Origin of the sequence: Mastigocoleus testarum BC008 (assembly GCF_001456025.1) — a bacterium.
In the GTDB taxonomy this organism is placed as follows: Bacteria; Cyanobacteriota; Cyanobacteriia; order Cyanobacteriales; family Nostocaceae; genus Mastigocoleus; species Mastigocoleus testarum.
The window spans coordinates 1-15,707 of record NZ_LMTZ01000065.1 but is presented as its reverse complement, the minus strand read 5'-3'; the positions used below and the strand labels follow the sequence as shown (position 1 = coordinate 15,707).

12 protein-coding genes and 1 pseudogene are annotated in these 15,707 nt (G+C 35.6%); 8 read left to right on the top strand and 5 right to left on the bottom strand.

Annotated features, from left to right (window positions below):
* Positions 1 to 359 precede the first annotated feature (359 nt).
* Positions 360 to 506 carry a hypothetical protein gene (locus BC008_RS51255; RefSeq protein ID WP_235595853.1) on the top strand — a complete coding sequence of 49 codons (147 nt, stop codon included), beginning with the start codon at positions 360 to 362 and terminating at the stop codon, positions 504 to 506.
* A gap of 96 nt (positions 507 to 602) precedes the next feature.
* Positions 603 to 1,130 (top strand): hypothetical protein, encoded by a 528-nt coding sequence (locus tag BC008_RS51250; RefSeq protein WP_235595852.1) that lies wholly within the window; start codon positions 603 to 605, stop codon positions 1,128 to 1,130.
* 204 nt (positions 1,131 to 1,334) lie between these two features.
* On the opposite strand, the gene BC008_RS10845 is transcribed toward BC008_RS51250, so the two are convergent.
* Complete coding sequence (locus tag BC008_RS10845) at positions 1,335 to 2,327, bottom strand: hypothetical protein (protein WP_036267432.1); 993 nt, start codon at positions 2,325 to 2,327, stop codon at positions 1,335 to 1,337.
* A 103-nt stretch (positions 2,328 to 2,430) separates the two neighbouring features.
* Positions 2,431 to 3,774, bottom strand: coding sequence for an NB-ARC domain-containing protein (locus BC008_RS10840; RefSeq protein WP_027845649.1), 1,344 nt, complete (start codon positions 3,772 to 3,774; stop codon positions 2,431 to 2,433).
* Between the two features lie 307 nt (positions 3,775 to 4,081).
* Here BC008_RS10840 and BC008_RS52685 point away from each other — a divergent pair.
* From BC008_RS52685 to BC008_RS10825, 4 genes and pseudogenes are all read left to right on the top strand, one after another.
* Positions 4,082 to 4,159 (top strand): annotated as a pseudogene (locus BC008_RS52685) (4-Cys prefix domain-containing protein); the annotation flags it as partial.
* A gap of 144 nt (positions 4,160 to 4,303) precedes the next feature.
* The gene (locus BC008_RS10835) at positions 4,304 to 5,968 is read left to right on the top strand and encodes a protein kinase domain-containing protein (RefSeq protein WP_072207710.1); all 1,665 of its coding nucleotides are present in this window, start codon (positions 4,304 to 4,306) and stop codon (positions 5,966 to 5,968) included.
* 71 nt (positions 5,969 to 6,039) lie between these two features.
* The gene (locus BC008_RS10830; protein ID WP_058183530.1) at positions 6,040 to 6,396 is read left to right on the top strand and encodes a hypothetical protein; all 357 of its coding nucleotides are present in this window, start codon (positions 6,040 to 6,042) and stop codon (positions 6,394 to 6,396) included.
* A gap of 261 nt (positions 6,397 to 6,657) precedes the next feature.
* Entirely contained in the window at positions 6,658 to 6,996 is a 339-nt protein-coding gene (locus BC008_RS10825; RefSeq protein ID WP_027845651.1) for a hypothetical protein, read from the top strand.
* Positions 6,997 to 6,998: 2 nt separating this feature from the next.
* Here BC008_RS10825 and BC008_RS10820 read toward each other — a convergent pair whose 3' ends face one another.
* Positions 6,999 to 9,449 carry a CHAT domain-containing protein gene (locus BC008_RS10820; RefSeq protein ID WP_027845652.1) on the bottom strand — a complete coding sequence of 817 codons (2,451 nt, stop codon included), beginning with the start codon at positions 9,447 to 9,449 and terminating at the stop codon, positions 6,999 to 7,001.
* Between the two features lie 373 nt (positions 9,450 to 9,822).
* The gene (locus BC008_RS10810) at positions 9,823 to 12,051 is read right to left on the bottom strand and encodes a filamentous hemagglutinin N-terminal domain-containing protein (protein ID WP_058183528.1); all 2,229 of its coding nucleotides are present in this window, start codon (positions 12,049 to 12,051) and stop codon (positions 9,823 to 9,825) included.
* A 359-nt stretch (positions 12,052 to 12,410) separates the two neighbouring features.
* Here BC008_RS10810 and BC008_RS10805 point away from each other — a divergent pair, with 359 nt between their 5' ends.
* Positions 12,411 to 13,181 carry a class I SAM-dependent methyltransferase gene (locus BC008_RS10805; RefSeq protein WP_058183527.1) on the top strand — a complete coding sequence of 257 codons (771 nt, stop codon included), beginning with the start codon at positions 12,411 to 12,413 and terminating at the stop codon, positions 13,179 to 13,181.
* A 138-nt stretch (positions 13,182 to 13,319) separates the two neighbouring features.
* Positions 13,320 to 14,090, top strand: a complete 771-nt coding sequence (locus BC008_RS10800) for a class I SAM-dependent methyltransferase (RefSeq protein ID WP_058183526.1) — start codon at positions 13,320 to 13,322, stop codon at positions 14,088 to 14,090.
* A 549-nt stretch (positions 14,091 to 14,639) separates the two neighbouring features.
* Here the strand turns inward: BC008_RS10800 and BC008_RS10795 are convergent.
* The coding region (locus BC008_RS10795; protein ID WP_235595851.1) for a WD40 repeat domain-containing protein at positions 14,640 to 15,707 on the bottom strand (1,068 nt) is incomplete at its 5' end.

The window sequence follows — 15,707 nt, the reverse complement described above, 5'->3', positions numbered from 1 at the left end:
CTTTTTTACTCTTTTATTATTGATTTATTTAAGTAATTACCGATTGTGACAGTTAGAGTGCGGAAGATGGGTTAACAAAGTTCGTGCAAGTATAAAATTACCTGCCAAATAATGAGGAAAAACTATTAAGTATAGTAGTTGAAGGCGGAAGCTAGTTCGGGTTAAGGATGTTTATTCAACAATTAATGGTTGACACAACATAGACATATAAAAATTTACCAAAATTAAGTAATCACATAATCAAAGTTTGAACTTATCCCGAACTAATTTTATTTTAGCTACTTGTATTACATCGGATTTTTAAAACCCCTTTATACTTTTTGTTATTTCCTCCCACACTCCCCACACTTCCAATACCAATGACTAACGCAAACATTTTGGTTATCGGGGCAGGGGTAAGCGGTTTCACGACTGTAATCTGTTTAAGGGAGGCAGGCTTTGATGTCATGGTCGTAGCAGATAACTTTGCTCCTGATTTAACATCTATAGTCGCGGGTGCTTTGTGAGAATGACCTCCAGCAGTTTGTGGTCATCATGGTGCCCCTAGATCTTTGGAGCACTCCAAAAAATGGTGCATGACTTCCTACCATAAGTTCAAGGAAATGCACGCAGATTTCGGCGACCAATCAACAGGTATTTATCTGAGAGATGTGTATTTCTACTTCAAGGATGTCTTGGAAAATCAACCCTTTGATCTCAAGTATATCCATCCTGCCAGTGTAATTTCACAGAGTGATGATCCAGCAATTGCTATTATCCTGAGCAATAGAAAGTATCCAGTGCTTGAATTGGATTTGGAAGTAGCATTGCATACTGATTTTTACAAAACCAATAACAACAATCTTTTGCAGTTAAATGGATTGAGGAAGAAGAATAATAGTATCAGTAGTAAATTTTGCAACAATGCAGGTGGCTCCGATATTGTACAAAATTTAACAAGAAGGGAACAGTCGACAGGGAACAGCGGTTGCGTGAGATGCACTTGCAGTGAACGCAAAGCGTCTCCCTCTGGGAGAACCCCGCAACAACGTAAGTTGCCATCCGGTGCAGCCACCCCGCAGGGTGGGAATGCGCACCAAGACAGGGAACAGGGAAGAACGACAGGTTTCTTGTTAAGAGTGAGAAAATAGTGGGTTTAAGTCTCCCCACCTTCTTGCATGATTGACGCACTACGTGAACACCTTTTTGTGCGGGCAAAGCCGTCGCCGCAGGCTCTATGCTGTAAGGCTTTGGTGGTATAGGCTTTGGTTGCGGTTCAAAGCCCCTACCTTCTTGCGGAGCCGTCGCTGCAGGCTTATGCATCACTGTTCCCTATTCCCCGTTCCCTGTTCCCTTTACTTAAAGTCTGATTGAACCGCCGACCAATTTACAGGAGAAGGTTTTATGATTCTCAAGTCACTCATACTGAAAACCTTCTCCTTGTTATCCTCTTGCAGACATACTTTTGCTTTGTTGCCGTTAATCTCTTGGATGTATGCCTGAAAACCATTCCAGCTTCTGTCTCCACTGGAAGCCTGGATTCTTACGGTTGCACCTGGTTGCACAAGCTCAAAGTCTAGGAAGCTTCTTGGATTGATATATTTAGCTGCTAATTCATCTGTAATCTTGGTCTTAAAATCGCCCCAGCAAATAGTCTTTTCCCCATTGACTACATCGTAAGAGCAATCTTTACCTTCATGCTGCCACTGTTGGGGGAATACTTTCCAAGGCTCTGGCAGTTCTAGTATGGAGTTCTTTACTTCTTCCTGTAAAACTTCTTTAATTGTTGGTTGTTTACGCAGATTCTGCAACCACTCCAAAGCACTTAACCCTGTTGCTTTAAATTCTTCGTAGATATCTCGAGCTTCTGCACATCCAGGAATATCTATTCTCAATCTTTCTCTGCCTTTTTTACCAGTAAGCCTTACACCTTCTCTTGAAGTTGGTATACTTGGAAGTCGATTCTCTTTAATTTTTTGTGCAATAGATATTTGAGTATCTGATGGCTCTATTGTTCCCAAAATATTTCTATTCTTGGGTTGAGCCAATTGACTCAGCATGCTTACCCCTAAACGACGGGCTACTACTGTTGGAATTTCGTCAGTAATCGCAGACACCTTAATTAGTTTGTTGACTGGCCCTTTTTCTAATCCTGCTGACGAGATAAGTTTTGTGAATTTACGCTTTGTATTCTCTTTGACTTGAGACAAGATTCTACCCGCTTGCAACAACATATCCGTCGCTTCTTCCCATAATTGACAAGCGACTGCAAGCTCATCTTCTGCAAAGTGATTTACAGAAAAATTTTCTTCTTGTAACGTAATGGATTTAGCTTCTAAAGTTAACATGGTAAATTTAGATAGATTAAATAGATTTAGTTAGATAGATTTTAGATTTTATAGATTTAAAATCTATCTTTTATTTGATTGGTGTCCTTTTGTTGGACGATACTTAGTCCAATGCCAAAGATTTTGTTTTGATATATTTCTTAATAATGGGCTGAAGCGTGAAACTAGTTTCCTTATCTTCAGGAGATTTCTGTTTTTCAATCAAAGAGTATTCTTCAAGTTTTTCTATTGCTTTGACTATTTCTGAAATAGAGTCAATTCCTGTATTTTTCTTCAAGTCTGTTAAGAGTTTACTTATCTTAATCGAAGTTAATTCGTTGGTTTTTGTGTCTATATATTGCAAAACTTGTTTTTGCAATTGGGTCAAAGTCCCAGTAAACATCTCATCAAGCATTAATGAAAACTTACGGCTTACAAGAGTAGTAGGATTTTGGAAAAATGCTTTTTCATTACCAAATATATTATGTATTCGATGTGCTAATTCTTTAAGTTCGGAGGGGTTACCGCGATATTTTATGACTAATTGCTCACAGGCATCTTTATCCTTTAAACCAAGATCAAATAACATCTGCATTGCTGCAGCATTGTCTAAGCCTCCTAATCTAATACAATCTATTGGACGATACAGTATTAGCTCTTTGGTTATACACTGAAGTTCCCTAGTAGTAAATACAAAACAGCTTTGATGTTCTTCTTCTGCCAAGCGCTGTACAAAGGTTCGGTAAGAGGTATCAGTATCTGGAAAAGAAAAGTCATCTAGTACGATCAAGCAATTCTTCTTTCGCAAAACTTTGAGAAGAGCACTGACCCTAGAACTGTTATTGTCAGGTAAACCTGAAAAGTTATGTGCTGGATCAACCATAGCCAGTAGCTCCATCACCAAGTCTTGCAGTGGTGGTCGATGACGAACAGATTTCCAAACAAAGCAATTAAAATTTACTTGCTTCTCTAAGCTAATACTTGCCAGCAGTTGAGCTGCTAAAGTGGACTTACCTATACCTGCAACTCCTATAATTGATACGCAACGATTGCGTTCAATGATGATCTTTTCCCTAAGTTGAGATATTTCAGCAGTCCGACCATAAAAGTCAGAAAGACTGGGTAGTGTTCCACCTATAATTTTATTTAAATATTCTTGAGAAAGCTTTTCACATTTAACTTTTCCAGCTAACTTATCAAGAAAAATCTTCAAACTGTTTTTGTTGATTTCTCCTTCACCAAGAATTCTTGTAAGTTGCTTAAAAAACTTAGGGCCTAGGGTTGTTTGTAGATAGTTGTAACTATATTCAGAGTTATCTGCAATTTCTGAATACTTTTGTTCATGGTAAATCCCTCTGACAAGAACTGTTTCAGCTTTTGTTAAAGGCTTACCTCTCTTTGAAATTAGTAAAATATTGAATTTATCTAAAGTATCCTCATACGATAGAAAGTTATTGCTTGAGTTCATTACTCTATTTTTAAAATAATTATTGAAATAATAGATTATTATGTCTCTTTTTAATATCTCCTATTAGATAAAATATATCTTTAGATAGATAAACAAAGACAAAAAATTCTTGTGCCTAAAGCTGGTTTCTGCGATAAGTACATGGGCATAAAAAACCGTTCGCCACTAGGCGCGTTTCTCGCCAGCCTACTTATTCCATCCTTGGAAATACCAAAATATCACTAACGAGCATGCAATTCTGGTATATCTCTAATTTTGCAATACTATTAAAATTAGTACTCTGTACTAACAAACAAGGTCTTTGAGTGTGCTCTATTGTATTAACCCCCTATGTGATAACAGAGAAAATCCAGATTCAAGAACACAATCTACATGTCTGAGTTGTGGTAACGAATTATTAATCAACAATCGTATTTATCTGACAAAACCCCTCAGGGATTTGAAAAAAGATCCCTTTAGTTACACAACCGAGATATTCGAGGTAACAGACTTAGGAACTAAGTGGGACCCAGGACCTAGAAAGAGAATCATGAAAATTTTGAAGTGGAGCGAGCCTAAGTTAGTTGAGTTATTTGAACGGGAAAGCAAAACTTTAAGATTACTTAATCACCCATCTATTCCTAAAAGCACTATTGACGATTTTTTTACTTTTACTCCCATAACTCCCGCTGGCACTTCCATAACTTTACGTTGTTTAGTTATGGATAAATTTGAAGGTTTGAATCTATATGAATACATAAGGGTGAATGGTAAACTTACTAGCAAACTTGCTTTAGATTGGCTAGAGCAACTAGTGAAGATTCTCGATCGCGTACATCAAAGCGAATTTTTCCACAGGGATATCAAACCTTCCAATATCATCTGCCAACCAAATGGAAAATTAGCTCTGATTGATTTTGGTGCCTCCAGACAAATCACTGATACTTATATGACAAAAATAAAGGTAAATGGTGGTGCCAGCGATACTTTTATAGATACCAGTAAATACGAGATTACCGTTGTTAGTACACCAAACTATACGCCAATTGAGCAATTTAATGGTAGAGCAATACCTCAATCAGATTTTTATGCTCTTGGGCGAACTTTTGTGTATTTATTAACAGCGACCCCTTTAAACAATCTACCGATTGACAAAACAACAGGACAGATTATTTGGAGAGACAAAGCCCCTCAGATAGATAAATTATTTGCCAATCTGATTGACGAATTGCAGTCAGAATTAGTGAGTAAACGTCCACAAACTACTGAAGTTATTCTTGAGCGGTTAAATCGCTTACCTTTGAAATCAAAAATTTATCGAGTAGTTAAATCAAAAGCTTTTAAAATCGGTGCTTCTATATTAAGTTTTTTAACAATTTTTGCTGTTTACTATGGATTAAAACCTATTCTTGCAAACTATTTCTTTGAGCAAGGCAAGAAAGCTGAAACCGAAAATAAATTCATAAAATCAAAACAAAATTTTAATTTGGCTATTTCTTTTAATCAAAATATTAATAAATCTATCTCTAGTTTCTACTTTGAGAAAGCTTTCCGTAATTCTTCTAAACCTGAAATTGCCAGAAAATATTACGAGCTTGCAATTAAATTCAACAAAAATGATATTGCTGTCTATAGCAACCTAGCATTAGTTTGTCAGCAACTTGCAGACTTTAAATGCGTAAATGATAGTTACTCCCGTGCATTAAAATTGAATTCTAATGATTGGATTATTCATTACAACTTGGGAAGCTTTTATGATGATCAAGAGCAATATGATAAAGCCGCACACTACTATAAAATAGCTTTGAAAAAAAGTAAAAATAATTCTGTTCGAGCTATCAACAGCTTATCAAGATTAAATAATTTAACTGGCAATTATAAGAATGCAGAGTCTTTAGCATTACAAGGTTTAGATAAATTAGCATTACAAGGTTTAAATAAACCCGATCATAAACATATTCAAGCGACTTTAAAAAAAAATTTAGCATGGGCACTGTTCGGTCAAAAGAAATACCTTCAAGCCCAAACTCATTTGCAGAAATCTTTAGAGATTGACCCGCAAAAAACAGAAGCTTACTGCTTATTAGCTCAAACCCAAGAACAATTAAATTTAGCTTTGGATGCTAAATTATCCTGGGAGGCTTGTTTGATACTTAACTCCAGCTTGCCCGAAGTTCAAGGCTGGAGACAAAAGATTTTACGAAAAATTCTTTAACTGCATAAGTTCATGTCATAAGCAATTATAACTATATTACTTCTTTTTCATATCAAGTTTTTTTAGTCTTTATGCTGTCCCGTAATTTCATTTACAGTACTTTCATACTCATTTTTTTTACAAATACAGTCCAAGCTCAAACACAAATCTCCAAACATCACCAATTCGTTAGATCTAATCCTATTGGAAGAATATTAAGTGGTGATCGCAACAAAGAAGAAGGAAGTTCGATTTTTCCTGGCGATCGCATACATCCCAGATCAGGAACAGTAAAAATCTTGTGTTACCCAAATAAAAAGATATTGCTTCTTGGAGAGGGATTAGTTGATGACACAGCAGATAAATGTGTCAAACCAACAGAGTTAGGTAAATGTGCAACTAATAATAAAAGAAACTGTTCCAGAACCAAAACGCAAACCACAAATTGAGAAAAACCAATAATCACTAATCCTTACGGGAACATTATTTTAAATCGGCAACCTTTAATATCCTGGCTACCAGTTTCTAATTCAAGCAAATATACAGTTATTCTCAAAGGTCATGGGCTTCATTGGTCTAAAGATACTTCAAAAAATAAACTTACCTATCCGGAGAATCAACCTCCACTACAATACGGGAAGATTTATAAATTAGATGTAATTACTAATCAGAGTGGTTCTCCTACTGCTGTAGATTCTACTATCCTAATAATGACATCCCAACAGGAAGCACAAGAAATCAATGATACTGTAAAGCAAGTTCAGAGTCTTAACCTAACTCCAGATCAAGAAGCTCGCGATCTTGATACTATCTTTATGTCACAAGATTTGCTTACACAGGCAATTCAGGTTTTGCAAAAGCGAATTGATGCTTCTACTAACGATCCAACTCTTCATCGCTTGTTAGGCGATCGCTATTTACAGGCTGGATTTCCACAAAAAGCAAGACCCCTTTATGTCAAAGCGAAAAGTCTAGCTCAAGAAAATGCTAACAAAGCTGAGCAAAGACTAGCGCAACAAGGATTAGAGAAGACTATACAGCAGCAGTAAAGCTATTTGCTAACTAATATAAATGGAGACCAATAATAAGGATGAGAATATTTGGGGTTTTTCAAAAGCGCTAACTGTGCTTGTCTTAGAGCTTGTGCTTTATTCAGTCCATTATTCAAATTCTTATAAAAATCTCCCATTAACTCTGAAGTGGATTTAGCATTGACTAACCACAAAGTTGCCAGGGTGTTTTGTGCGCCAACCATAGCTGCCATTCCAGCGATACCTAAAGCTGAACGCTTATCTCCTTTCGCAGTTTGACAAGCACTCAGAACAAGTAAATCAATAGGACTGGGATTATTTTTCAGTAGATTCTCGAATTCCCTAACATTGATTGGTTTATCCCAAGCCAAGATGAAAGTCTTGTGTGGGTCGGAACTAAACTGTCCATGAGTCGATATGTGAATTAAAGGAAAATCTTTTCTTCTTTTTACCATCGATTCCTGGAAGTTATTGCTGGTAAAACCTGCATTAATTAATTCTATAACCTCAGTAGTATTATTTCTTATATAAGATATTTCAGTATTTACTTCAGGTAAAGGGGTTATATTTCCTGGAAACAAGGGATGCTTTAAATTGGTATTGGCTTGGGACAAACCAGCAACTAGTACTTTTAAATTCTCTGTAACTAAAGGCGCTGTTTTAGAAGTTAAAGATACTGTAATAGCATAATCTTCTAAAAGATATCTTTCACCATCATGCAGTAAAGAAAATGGAACATTCTGGAAATAGGTATCTAATACAAATACCAACTCACCTTCATCTGGTAAATATTTTTTAATTGGTAAAACCAGTAAATCATAGATATTTTGGGAGTAAGTTAAAAATCTTGATTCAGAAATAGTTAAAAAGTCTGGTGATTGTAACAAATTTATCAAATCATCAATACCAGAAGTTATTTCTGAAAAATTTGCTGTATGACGAAAAAACAAATTATCTTTAGTTTTTATAATTATCTCTACTTGGTTTTTTATCTGAAAAATATAGATGATAGGAAGTACTTTTGAATTATTAGTATCATTTGTATAAACTTCTTTTTCAAAGGTAGGTAAATAATTACATTGTAAAAAATTTTTGATTTCAGCTAGTTGTAACTTCTGCTTGACTTGAATTATTTGATTAAAATTTGGTTTTTCCCTTGATAGAAGTAAATTTAAATATTGTTTATATACAGCTTCTATTCTATCCTTAAAATTAAATTTAAATTCGGGATTAGCTGATAAACTACTACTTTGAACTTGCTCAATACTCTTAATTGCAGCATCATAAGCTTTATTTGCCCGGTCAAATTTTCCTAGTTTTTGATACAGGCGAGCTAATTCCTGTTGCCATTGGTAGGCAATATCCCATGCTCTTACTGACTGAGCTAACCCCAAAGCTTCCTCTAGATATATTTCTGATTTTTCCAGTTGCCCCAAATTATCGTAAATTTTACCTACAGTTCCTTTCGTAAAAGATTCTGCTCTTTTATTATTAGTTTTATCCAAGGCAGATAATCCAATATTTAAAGCTGCATTATATAGATTTATTTTTTCATTTGTAAAAATCCGGCTTAAGTCTTCATTAGCTGCAATTTTAATTAGAATATCTGAAAACTGAGTACTAGCATAAATAGACTTATTAGTTTGTAACTTTCCAAAATTGGCTACCAATAATTTCTTCGTCAAATCATATATACTTTGCTGGTTATTTGATATTTTTAAATTATCAAAAATTACTGATTTCTTTTTGAAAAACTGCTCTAATAATAAATCTAATTGATTCAGTTGAGCTAATAGCTCAGTATCAGATTTTTTATTGCCAGTACTTTTGACTTGTTGATAATAATTTAATGCTTGAATAAATCTAGATTCAGCCTGATTTAATGCTTCTTTTTTTCCTACAGGCTCCTCAGTAATCTGATATTTATTTGATGCTTTTTGGTAACTAGTACGCTCCGTATTAGCTAAACTCAACAAAAGACTATTTTGCAATTCTTTTGAAAAACTTTTGCTTATTACCAAGGCTTCTTTCAATACAATTTCAGATATTTCCGGCTTGCCAATTAGCCGTAAAACATTACCCAAATTCTTTAATCCCAGAATTTGAGTTTTTCCCCTTGATTGCTTTTGTAATGCATTCATCAACTCCTGTTGCTGTTTAACTTTAGTCTGATTCCCACTACAAATCCAAGTTTTATCTTCCAGTTTCAAAGCAGTAATCAAAGTTTCACAACTACGTGTATATAAACCTAGACTTTGCAGTGCTAAACTTTGGTTGATCAAGGAGCCAGTTTCACCATCGGAATTATTTAATTGCTGATAAATTTTATAAGCTTCCGACCAAGTATTTAGTGCTTTTTGCCCTTCTCCCTGTTGCAATTGTTTATGCCCTTTTTGGGTAAGCTTCCTAGCACTCACACTCAGATCTATACTTGCTGATGTCGGTAATGTATACCCTATTAAAATTATCATTAANGATAGTCTGAACTCTTGGAACCTTTATACTGTAGGCAATACGTTAAAAATAACCTTGCGCAAAACCGTGAAGGAATTTTTAAGACTTATTGTTTTTGCCAAAGATCGTAAAAATGGGAGTTTATACATCAACTCATCCTCGTAAATTGGCGAAGGTATTGCTTTAAATTCAAATTTTTTTATTCTGAATTGTACAGGCTTGTTTACATTTCCATCTAACTGAAGAATTTGATTTGATTGAGATTGAGGTAAATATTCTTGTTTTATTTGCCCTTGGGCTGGTGAGTTTGTGATTACAAACAAGAATACAACAACACCCTGCAAAAAATTAATAGGTTTTCTGAAAAGCCTATCCATCATGAAAAGTTATTTATTTGTTATTTGCTATATTTTCAGATGCTTGCTGCTGTGCGCAAGGTGTTGAAAGTGAACCATAAGGTACAACTGTTGGATTAGGCTTTGCTGTCAGCCGAATTGTGCCATCTGGATTCCACGCCGCACCTTGCGCTTCTAAGTATTCTTCCATTGGTGGATCACTAACATCAATTGTTTCTTTTTGGGAAGTTTCTTGATTTGTGTCTGTAGTATCATGCCACCCAAGATCATCATCAAGAATGTCGAAAGGACTCGGTCCAATGTTGGCACCAAAAATGTAAAATTCTCCTTCTGCTGCTCTGTCTACAACATCGTTTTCTACTGCACAGAGCACTCGTGGCTTGGAATTATTTTCTATTTCTACCACTGGCTTAATTGCTCCAGAAAGATTCGGGTTCGGAGTATCAATATTTACTATCCCGTCTACTCCTCTCTCTGAAGTCGCTGTGATTGAACTGTCAGGAGAAACGAACAATCCTGTTGCTTTGATGTTTATATTGCCACCGTTTCCTCTAATGGCATTTGCTCTTATACTGCTGTTTTTGAGAATTGCGATCGCTTCTGCTGCGATTTTTATATTACCACCGTTGCCACTACCCCCGGCACTTGTTGTGATTTCGCTATTACTTAATTGCAAGTCACCAGATTTCAAAAAAATATTTCCTCCTTCTCCTCCTGTACCTCTTCCTGCTTCTCTTGCAGTCGCAGATGATATTTTACCTTTCTCTAACTTAATACTGTTAGCCTCGACCCGCAAAGATCCAGCATTTCCTTTTCCTGGCTTAATGGAAGTTACAAAACTTGCTGTCTTTTCGCCACCAATAACAACCCTACCACCATCGCTTAAGGTTAATTTTTTAGTTTTTATCGATACACCTCCGGCATTTCCTCGCCCTACTGTTCTAGTCGATATCCTGCTGGGAGAATTACCAGTCAAAGATACTCCAGTTACTTTGACTTCTTCGGAGGCTTTTAAAGATATTTCACCTCCCACTCCTTCCCCAAAAGAACCTGATGACATTATTCCACCAGAATGCAAAATTAATCGCCTAGTTTGAATATTGATATTACCTCCATTTCCAGTAGATCCTCTGTACCCCGAACTTGATATTGAACTACCTCCACGCCTTGTTGGTTTTCTGCTCAATGTCACTTCATCACGAGCTAATATTTCCACCGAACTAGCATTTCCAGAACCATAAGTACCAGCAGCTATAGTTGCTCCATCACGAATATTTAACCACCTCGCTTCAATCTTTAAATCTCCACCATTACCAGCAGCTTTTGGATAAACTAAACTGGATATACTGGTATTAACGAAAGATGGAAGTTTTGACGATCCAATCAAATTTACTGAATCTGAAACACGAATCCTTAATACTCCCCCTACTCCTCCTCCCAGTGTACTTGTCTCAATTTGAGATCCACTTTCTAAATTCAAGCTCTTACCTTGTATTTGTATATCACCGCCACCTTTTCCGCTGGCATCAACTGCGGTGGCTTCATACAAACGTATGTCTCCAAAAGTTGGGAACTGGGAGTATCTTAATGCCCAGCCTTTACTATTCGGAGTTAGTTTTACTAAACCTGAGCTAACTACACTACCCAATTCAATACGTCCTCCTGCTGTTTTCAAGGTTGCGCCCTTGAATACCAAATCACCACCCACTAAAGCTAAAGTTTTATCTGGCTGGACACGTAAACCAGTGGTAGTATCTATTAGCTTTAAACTTTTTCTTATACCTTTTCCATCACCAACAACACCAATACTTCCTGGATTACTTGCAAAACCCAAACCAATCGGTACACTAACTGTTAAAAGTGTCTCTGCTTTAGAAGAGTTAACATCAAAACTACTGCCATCTGCAAATTTGATACTATTTGCGGTGCTACCAATAAACGAACCACCAATATTTAACCGAGCATTTGCACCAAAAGAAATACCATTCCGATTAAGGAAAAACAGGTTAGCCTTACCATTCGCTTGGAGTAACCCATCTATGTGAGAAACAGATGACCCCGTGACTCGAATCAAAATATTTTCAATATCTAAGTCATTTTTTAAAAATGCTCTATCTCCATTAGGTACAGAAAATTTTTCAAAACTGTGGAATAAATTATTTCCTGCTTGACTTCCCCCAGTAATGATATTTGTATTTCCCTCTCGGCTTATCTTGGATTTGATCCCAGAGTTATCTGGAACAATTTGTGCCACACTTGGCATTGGATTTAATATAGATAACAAAAAACTACATCTTATAAGCCAAAAAAAACGACTTTTTCTCATCCTCAATATCTATTATCTTTTACAGATTTGATTTTTGCTTATTCTAAGATAATCTGTGCAAGCTTGTACAGTTTCACTATTATCAAATGAAATTAATTAATTCAGTGTTTTGATATCAATACATCACAATAAAGTGTCAAAATTTGAATGTCAATTTTTTTTGCAAATATATACAAATTTAGATATTAATTCATGGGATAATGGTTACCACTAAATATGGAGATAAATAGTTGCTATCTTAAACAAGAGACATTAAATTGCCAAAATGCCAATCACTATTTACGTTGCTAAACAATATGAAAAAACGTAGTCAATCATTCGACAAAATTGCACAAATATATGATAAAGCACGCCCCACTTATCCAGAACAATTGATTGAAGATATCACTCATTTGGCTGCTATTCAGGATAAAGCCTCAATTTTAGATATTGGTACAGGTACTGGTCAGGGAACCATCCCATTTGCACAAAAAGGTTACGCTATACATTGTTTGGAGCCGGGTCCTAACTTAATTGCGATCGCTAAGCAAAACATGTCTTCATATCCAAAAGTCACATTTGAGACGGTTACTTTTGAGAATTGGAAATTACAACCACAATACTTTGATTTGGCAATATCTGCTCAAGCTTTTCACTGGGTTAATCGTGAAATTGGTTATCCAAAAGTTGCACAAGCCTTAAAAAAAAATGGTCATATTGCATTTTTTTGGAATTTTTCTCTTTCAGTGGATACTCCAATAACTCAATCACTTAAATCAGCCTTTCAAAAATATGTAACCCGAGTCTCAAGTAAGCAATCTTCAATTGATTCATTGATACAAAAAAGAGAAAATTGGATTAATAATAGTTTGTGTTTTAAAAATTTAGTTATGAAACAGTATCCTTGGTCTATTAACCACGATTCAAAGGAGTATATAAACTTATTGAAAACTCAAACTTTTTATCAAAATTTTGATGATAACGACAAAAATAATATATCTAATATTGTTGAAGAAATATTCAGTAATCATGGGGGATTTATTACCCTTTCCTATTTATCTGTCCTCTTCTTCGCTCAAAAAATATAGGCACCTAAAGACACAGCCGGGTATTGAAAATTAATTATTTTTTTATTGAGAATCAACACAAGGTGTTGAAAGTGAACCGTAAGGTACAACCGTTGGATTAGGTTTTGCTGTCAATCACTATTTACGTTACTAAAAAAGATGAAAAAGCGTAGTCAATCATTCGACAAAGTTGCACAAATATATGATAAAGCACGCCCTACTTATCCAGAACAATTGATTGAAGATATCATTCATTTGGCTGAGCTAAAAAACTCAGCTTCAATTTTAGATATTGGTACAGGTACTGGTCAGGGAACTATTCCATTTGCTCAAAAAGGTTACGCTATCCATTGTTTGGAACCAGGTCCTAACTTAATTGCGATCGCCAAGCAAAACATGTCTTCATATCCAACAGTCACATTTGAGACAGTTACTTTTGAGGATTGGAAATTGCAACCACAATACTTTGATTTAGCAATATCCGCTCAAGCTTTTCACTGGGTTGATCGTGAAATTGGCTATCCAAAAGTTGCACAAACTTTGAAAGAAAATGGTCATATTGCATTTTTTTGGAATTTTTCCCCTTTAGCTGATACTCCAGCATTTCAATCACTCAATGAAGCATTTAAAAAGTATGCACCACAAATGGTATACAACCCACCCTCAATTGATTCACTAATACAAAAAAGAGAAAATTGGATTAATAATAGTTTGTGTTTCAAAAAATTGCTGGTGAAACAGTATCCTTGGTCTATTAATTATGATTCACAACAATATCTAAATTTATTGAAAACTCGAACAGTTTATCAAGATTTCAATGAAGATAAAAAAAATAATATATCTAATATCGTCGAACAAATATTAAATAATCATGGAGGGTTTATTAATAGACCATATTTATCTATTCTTTTATTCGCTCAAAAAAAATAGATATCTAAAGGCAGCTAGAGTATTTAAAATTAATTACTTTAGGCTGTTCGGTACTTAGTATGCTAAAAAATTAATTTACAGCATATTTCAGGTTGGTGAGGTAGATTCAAACGGACATTAATGCTGATATAACAAGAGTTTAAGGATATAGTTTTGTACTTCATTTACTTGCAAAGTGCTGTAAAAATCTGTTCGTAGCTCTGCCTCAGTGTGCAAGAAAAAAGAAAGCAAGGTTTTAGTGGCGTTCACGGTTTTTTATGCCTATGTACTTAATTGTCATTATCGAATCAAAAATTTGCTTTGCTATCAATGAAATATAATTGCCAAAATATACTCATAATTTTATCATTTTATATTAATAAATAATCTGATATATTCGTCAATTATTAATCAGCATTTATCGATTTTATTTGGATATTTCCTAATAAAAAACTCATTTTAATAGAATTCTTTAGTTGTTAGATTTTTTGTTGCTTATCGATTTCATTCACGGGTATTGAATTTAAGTTGATACCAACACCTTTGCAACACCTCCATCTCAAACAAGCTTCATTTTTTATTACCAATGTCATCACATAAGTTCTTATCTTCTTCACTGACATTGGGATTATTCTTTAGATAATCCCGTGCCCAATTACAACCCTGCACCAGTAAGTCATCCAAATCAAAATTCCATAACTTCACAGTTTTGTCGTAACTAGCAGAAGCGATGGTTTTGCCGTTGGAACTAAATGTTACACTTGCGATTGCTTTGTCATGTCCTGTTAGGGTTCTAATAGCTTGTCCTTGCAAATTCCACAGCTTCACAGTTTTGTCGTCACTAGCAGTAGCGATGGTTTTGCCGTCGAGGCTGAATACCACGCTATTGATCCCCTCGCTATGTCCCCTTAGGGCTTTAATCATCTGCCCCTGTAGATTCCACAACTTGACGGTTTTATCCTTGCTAGCAGTAGCGATGGTTTTGCCGTCGCGGCTAAATGCTATGCTATTGATTTTTTCGCTATGTCCCGTTAGTGTTTTAATTTCCTGCCCATGCAAATTCCACAACTTTACAGTCTTGTCTCTACTAGCAGTAGCGATAGTGTTACCGTCGGGGCTAAATATTATGCTAAAGACTTGTTTGCTATGTCCTGTTAGGGTTTGAATAACCTTTCCTTGCAAATTCCACAATTTCACCGTCTCTGCATTTGCAGTAGCAATGGTCTTGCCGTTGGGACTGAATGTTATGCTATTGACCTCTTCGCCATGCCCTGTTAGGGTTTTAATCGTCTGCCTCTGCAAATTCCACAATTTTATGGTATTGTCCCTACTAGCAGTAGCGATAGTGTTACCGTCAGGACTAAATACTATATTGAAGACTTGTTTGCCATGTCCTGTTAGGGTTTGAATCACCTGTCCTTGCAAATTCCACAACTTGATGGTGTCGTCTGCATTTGCAGTAGCGATGGTGTCGCTGTTGGGGTTAAATGCTACACTTATGACTGAATCACTATGCTCTGTTAGGGTTTGAATAACCTGTCCTTGCAAATTCCACAACTTTATGGTGTAGTCCGTATCTGTAGTAGCGATGGTGTTGCTGTTGGAGCTAAATGCTACACTTATGACCGGGTCACTATG

Coding starts and splice junctions, on each gene's coding strand:
- BC008_RS51255 (WP_235595853.1), top strand. CDS start 360: ATGACTAACGCAAACATTTTGGTTATCGGGGCAGGGGTAAGCGGTTTC.
- BC008_RS51250 (WP_235595852.1), top strand. CDS start 603: ATGCACGCAGATTTCGGCGACCAATCAACAGGTATTTATCTGAGAGAT.
- BC008_RS10845 (WP_036267432.1), bottom strand. CDS start 2,327: ATGTTAACTTTAGAAGCTAAATCCATTACGTTACAAGAAGAAAATTTT.
- BC008_RS10840 (WP_027845649.1), bottom strand. CDS start 3,774: ATGAACTCAAGCAATAACTTTCTATCGTATGAGGATACTTTAGATAAA.
- BC008_RS10835 (WP_072207710.1), top strand. CDS start 4,304: ATGAAAATTTTGAAGTGGAGCGAGCCTAAGTTAGTTGAGTTATTTGAA.
- BC008_RS10830 (WP_058183530.1), top strand. CDS start 6,040: ATGCTGTCCCGTAATTTCATTTACAGTACTTTCATACTCATTTTTTTT.
- BC008_RS10825 (WP_027845651.1), top strand. CDS start 6,658: ATGACATCCCAACAGGAAGCACAAGAAATCAATGATACTGTAAAGCAA.
- BC008_RS10820 (WP_027845652.1), bottom strand. CDS start 9,449: ATGATAATTTTAATAGGGTATACATTACCGACATCAGCAAGTATAGAT.
- BC008_RS10810 (WP_058183528.1), bottom strand. CDS start 12,051: ATGCCAAGTGTGGCACAAATTGTTCCAGATAACTCTGGGATCAAATCC.
- BC008_RS10805 (WP_058183527.1), top strand. CDS start 12,411: ATGAAAAAACGTAGTCAATCATTCGACAAAATTGCACAAATATATGAT.
- BC008_RS10800 (WP_058183526.1), top strand. CDS start 13,320: ATGAAAAAGCGTAGTCAATCATTCGACAAAGTTGCACAAATATATGAT.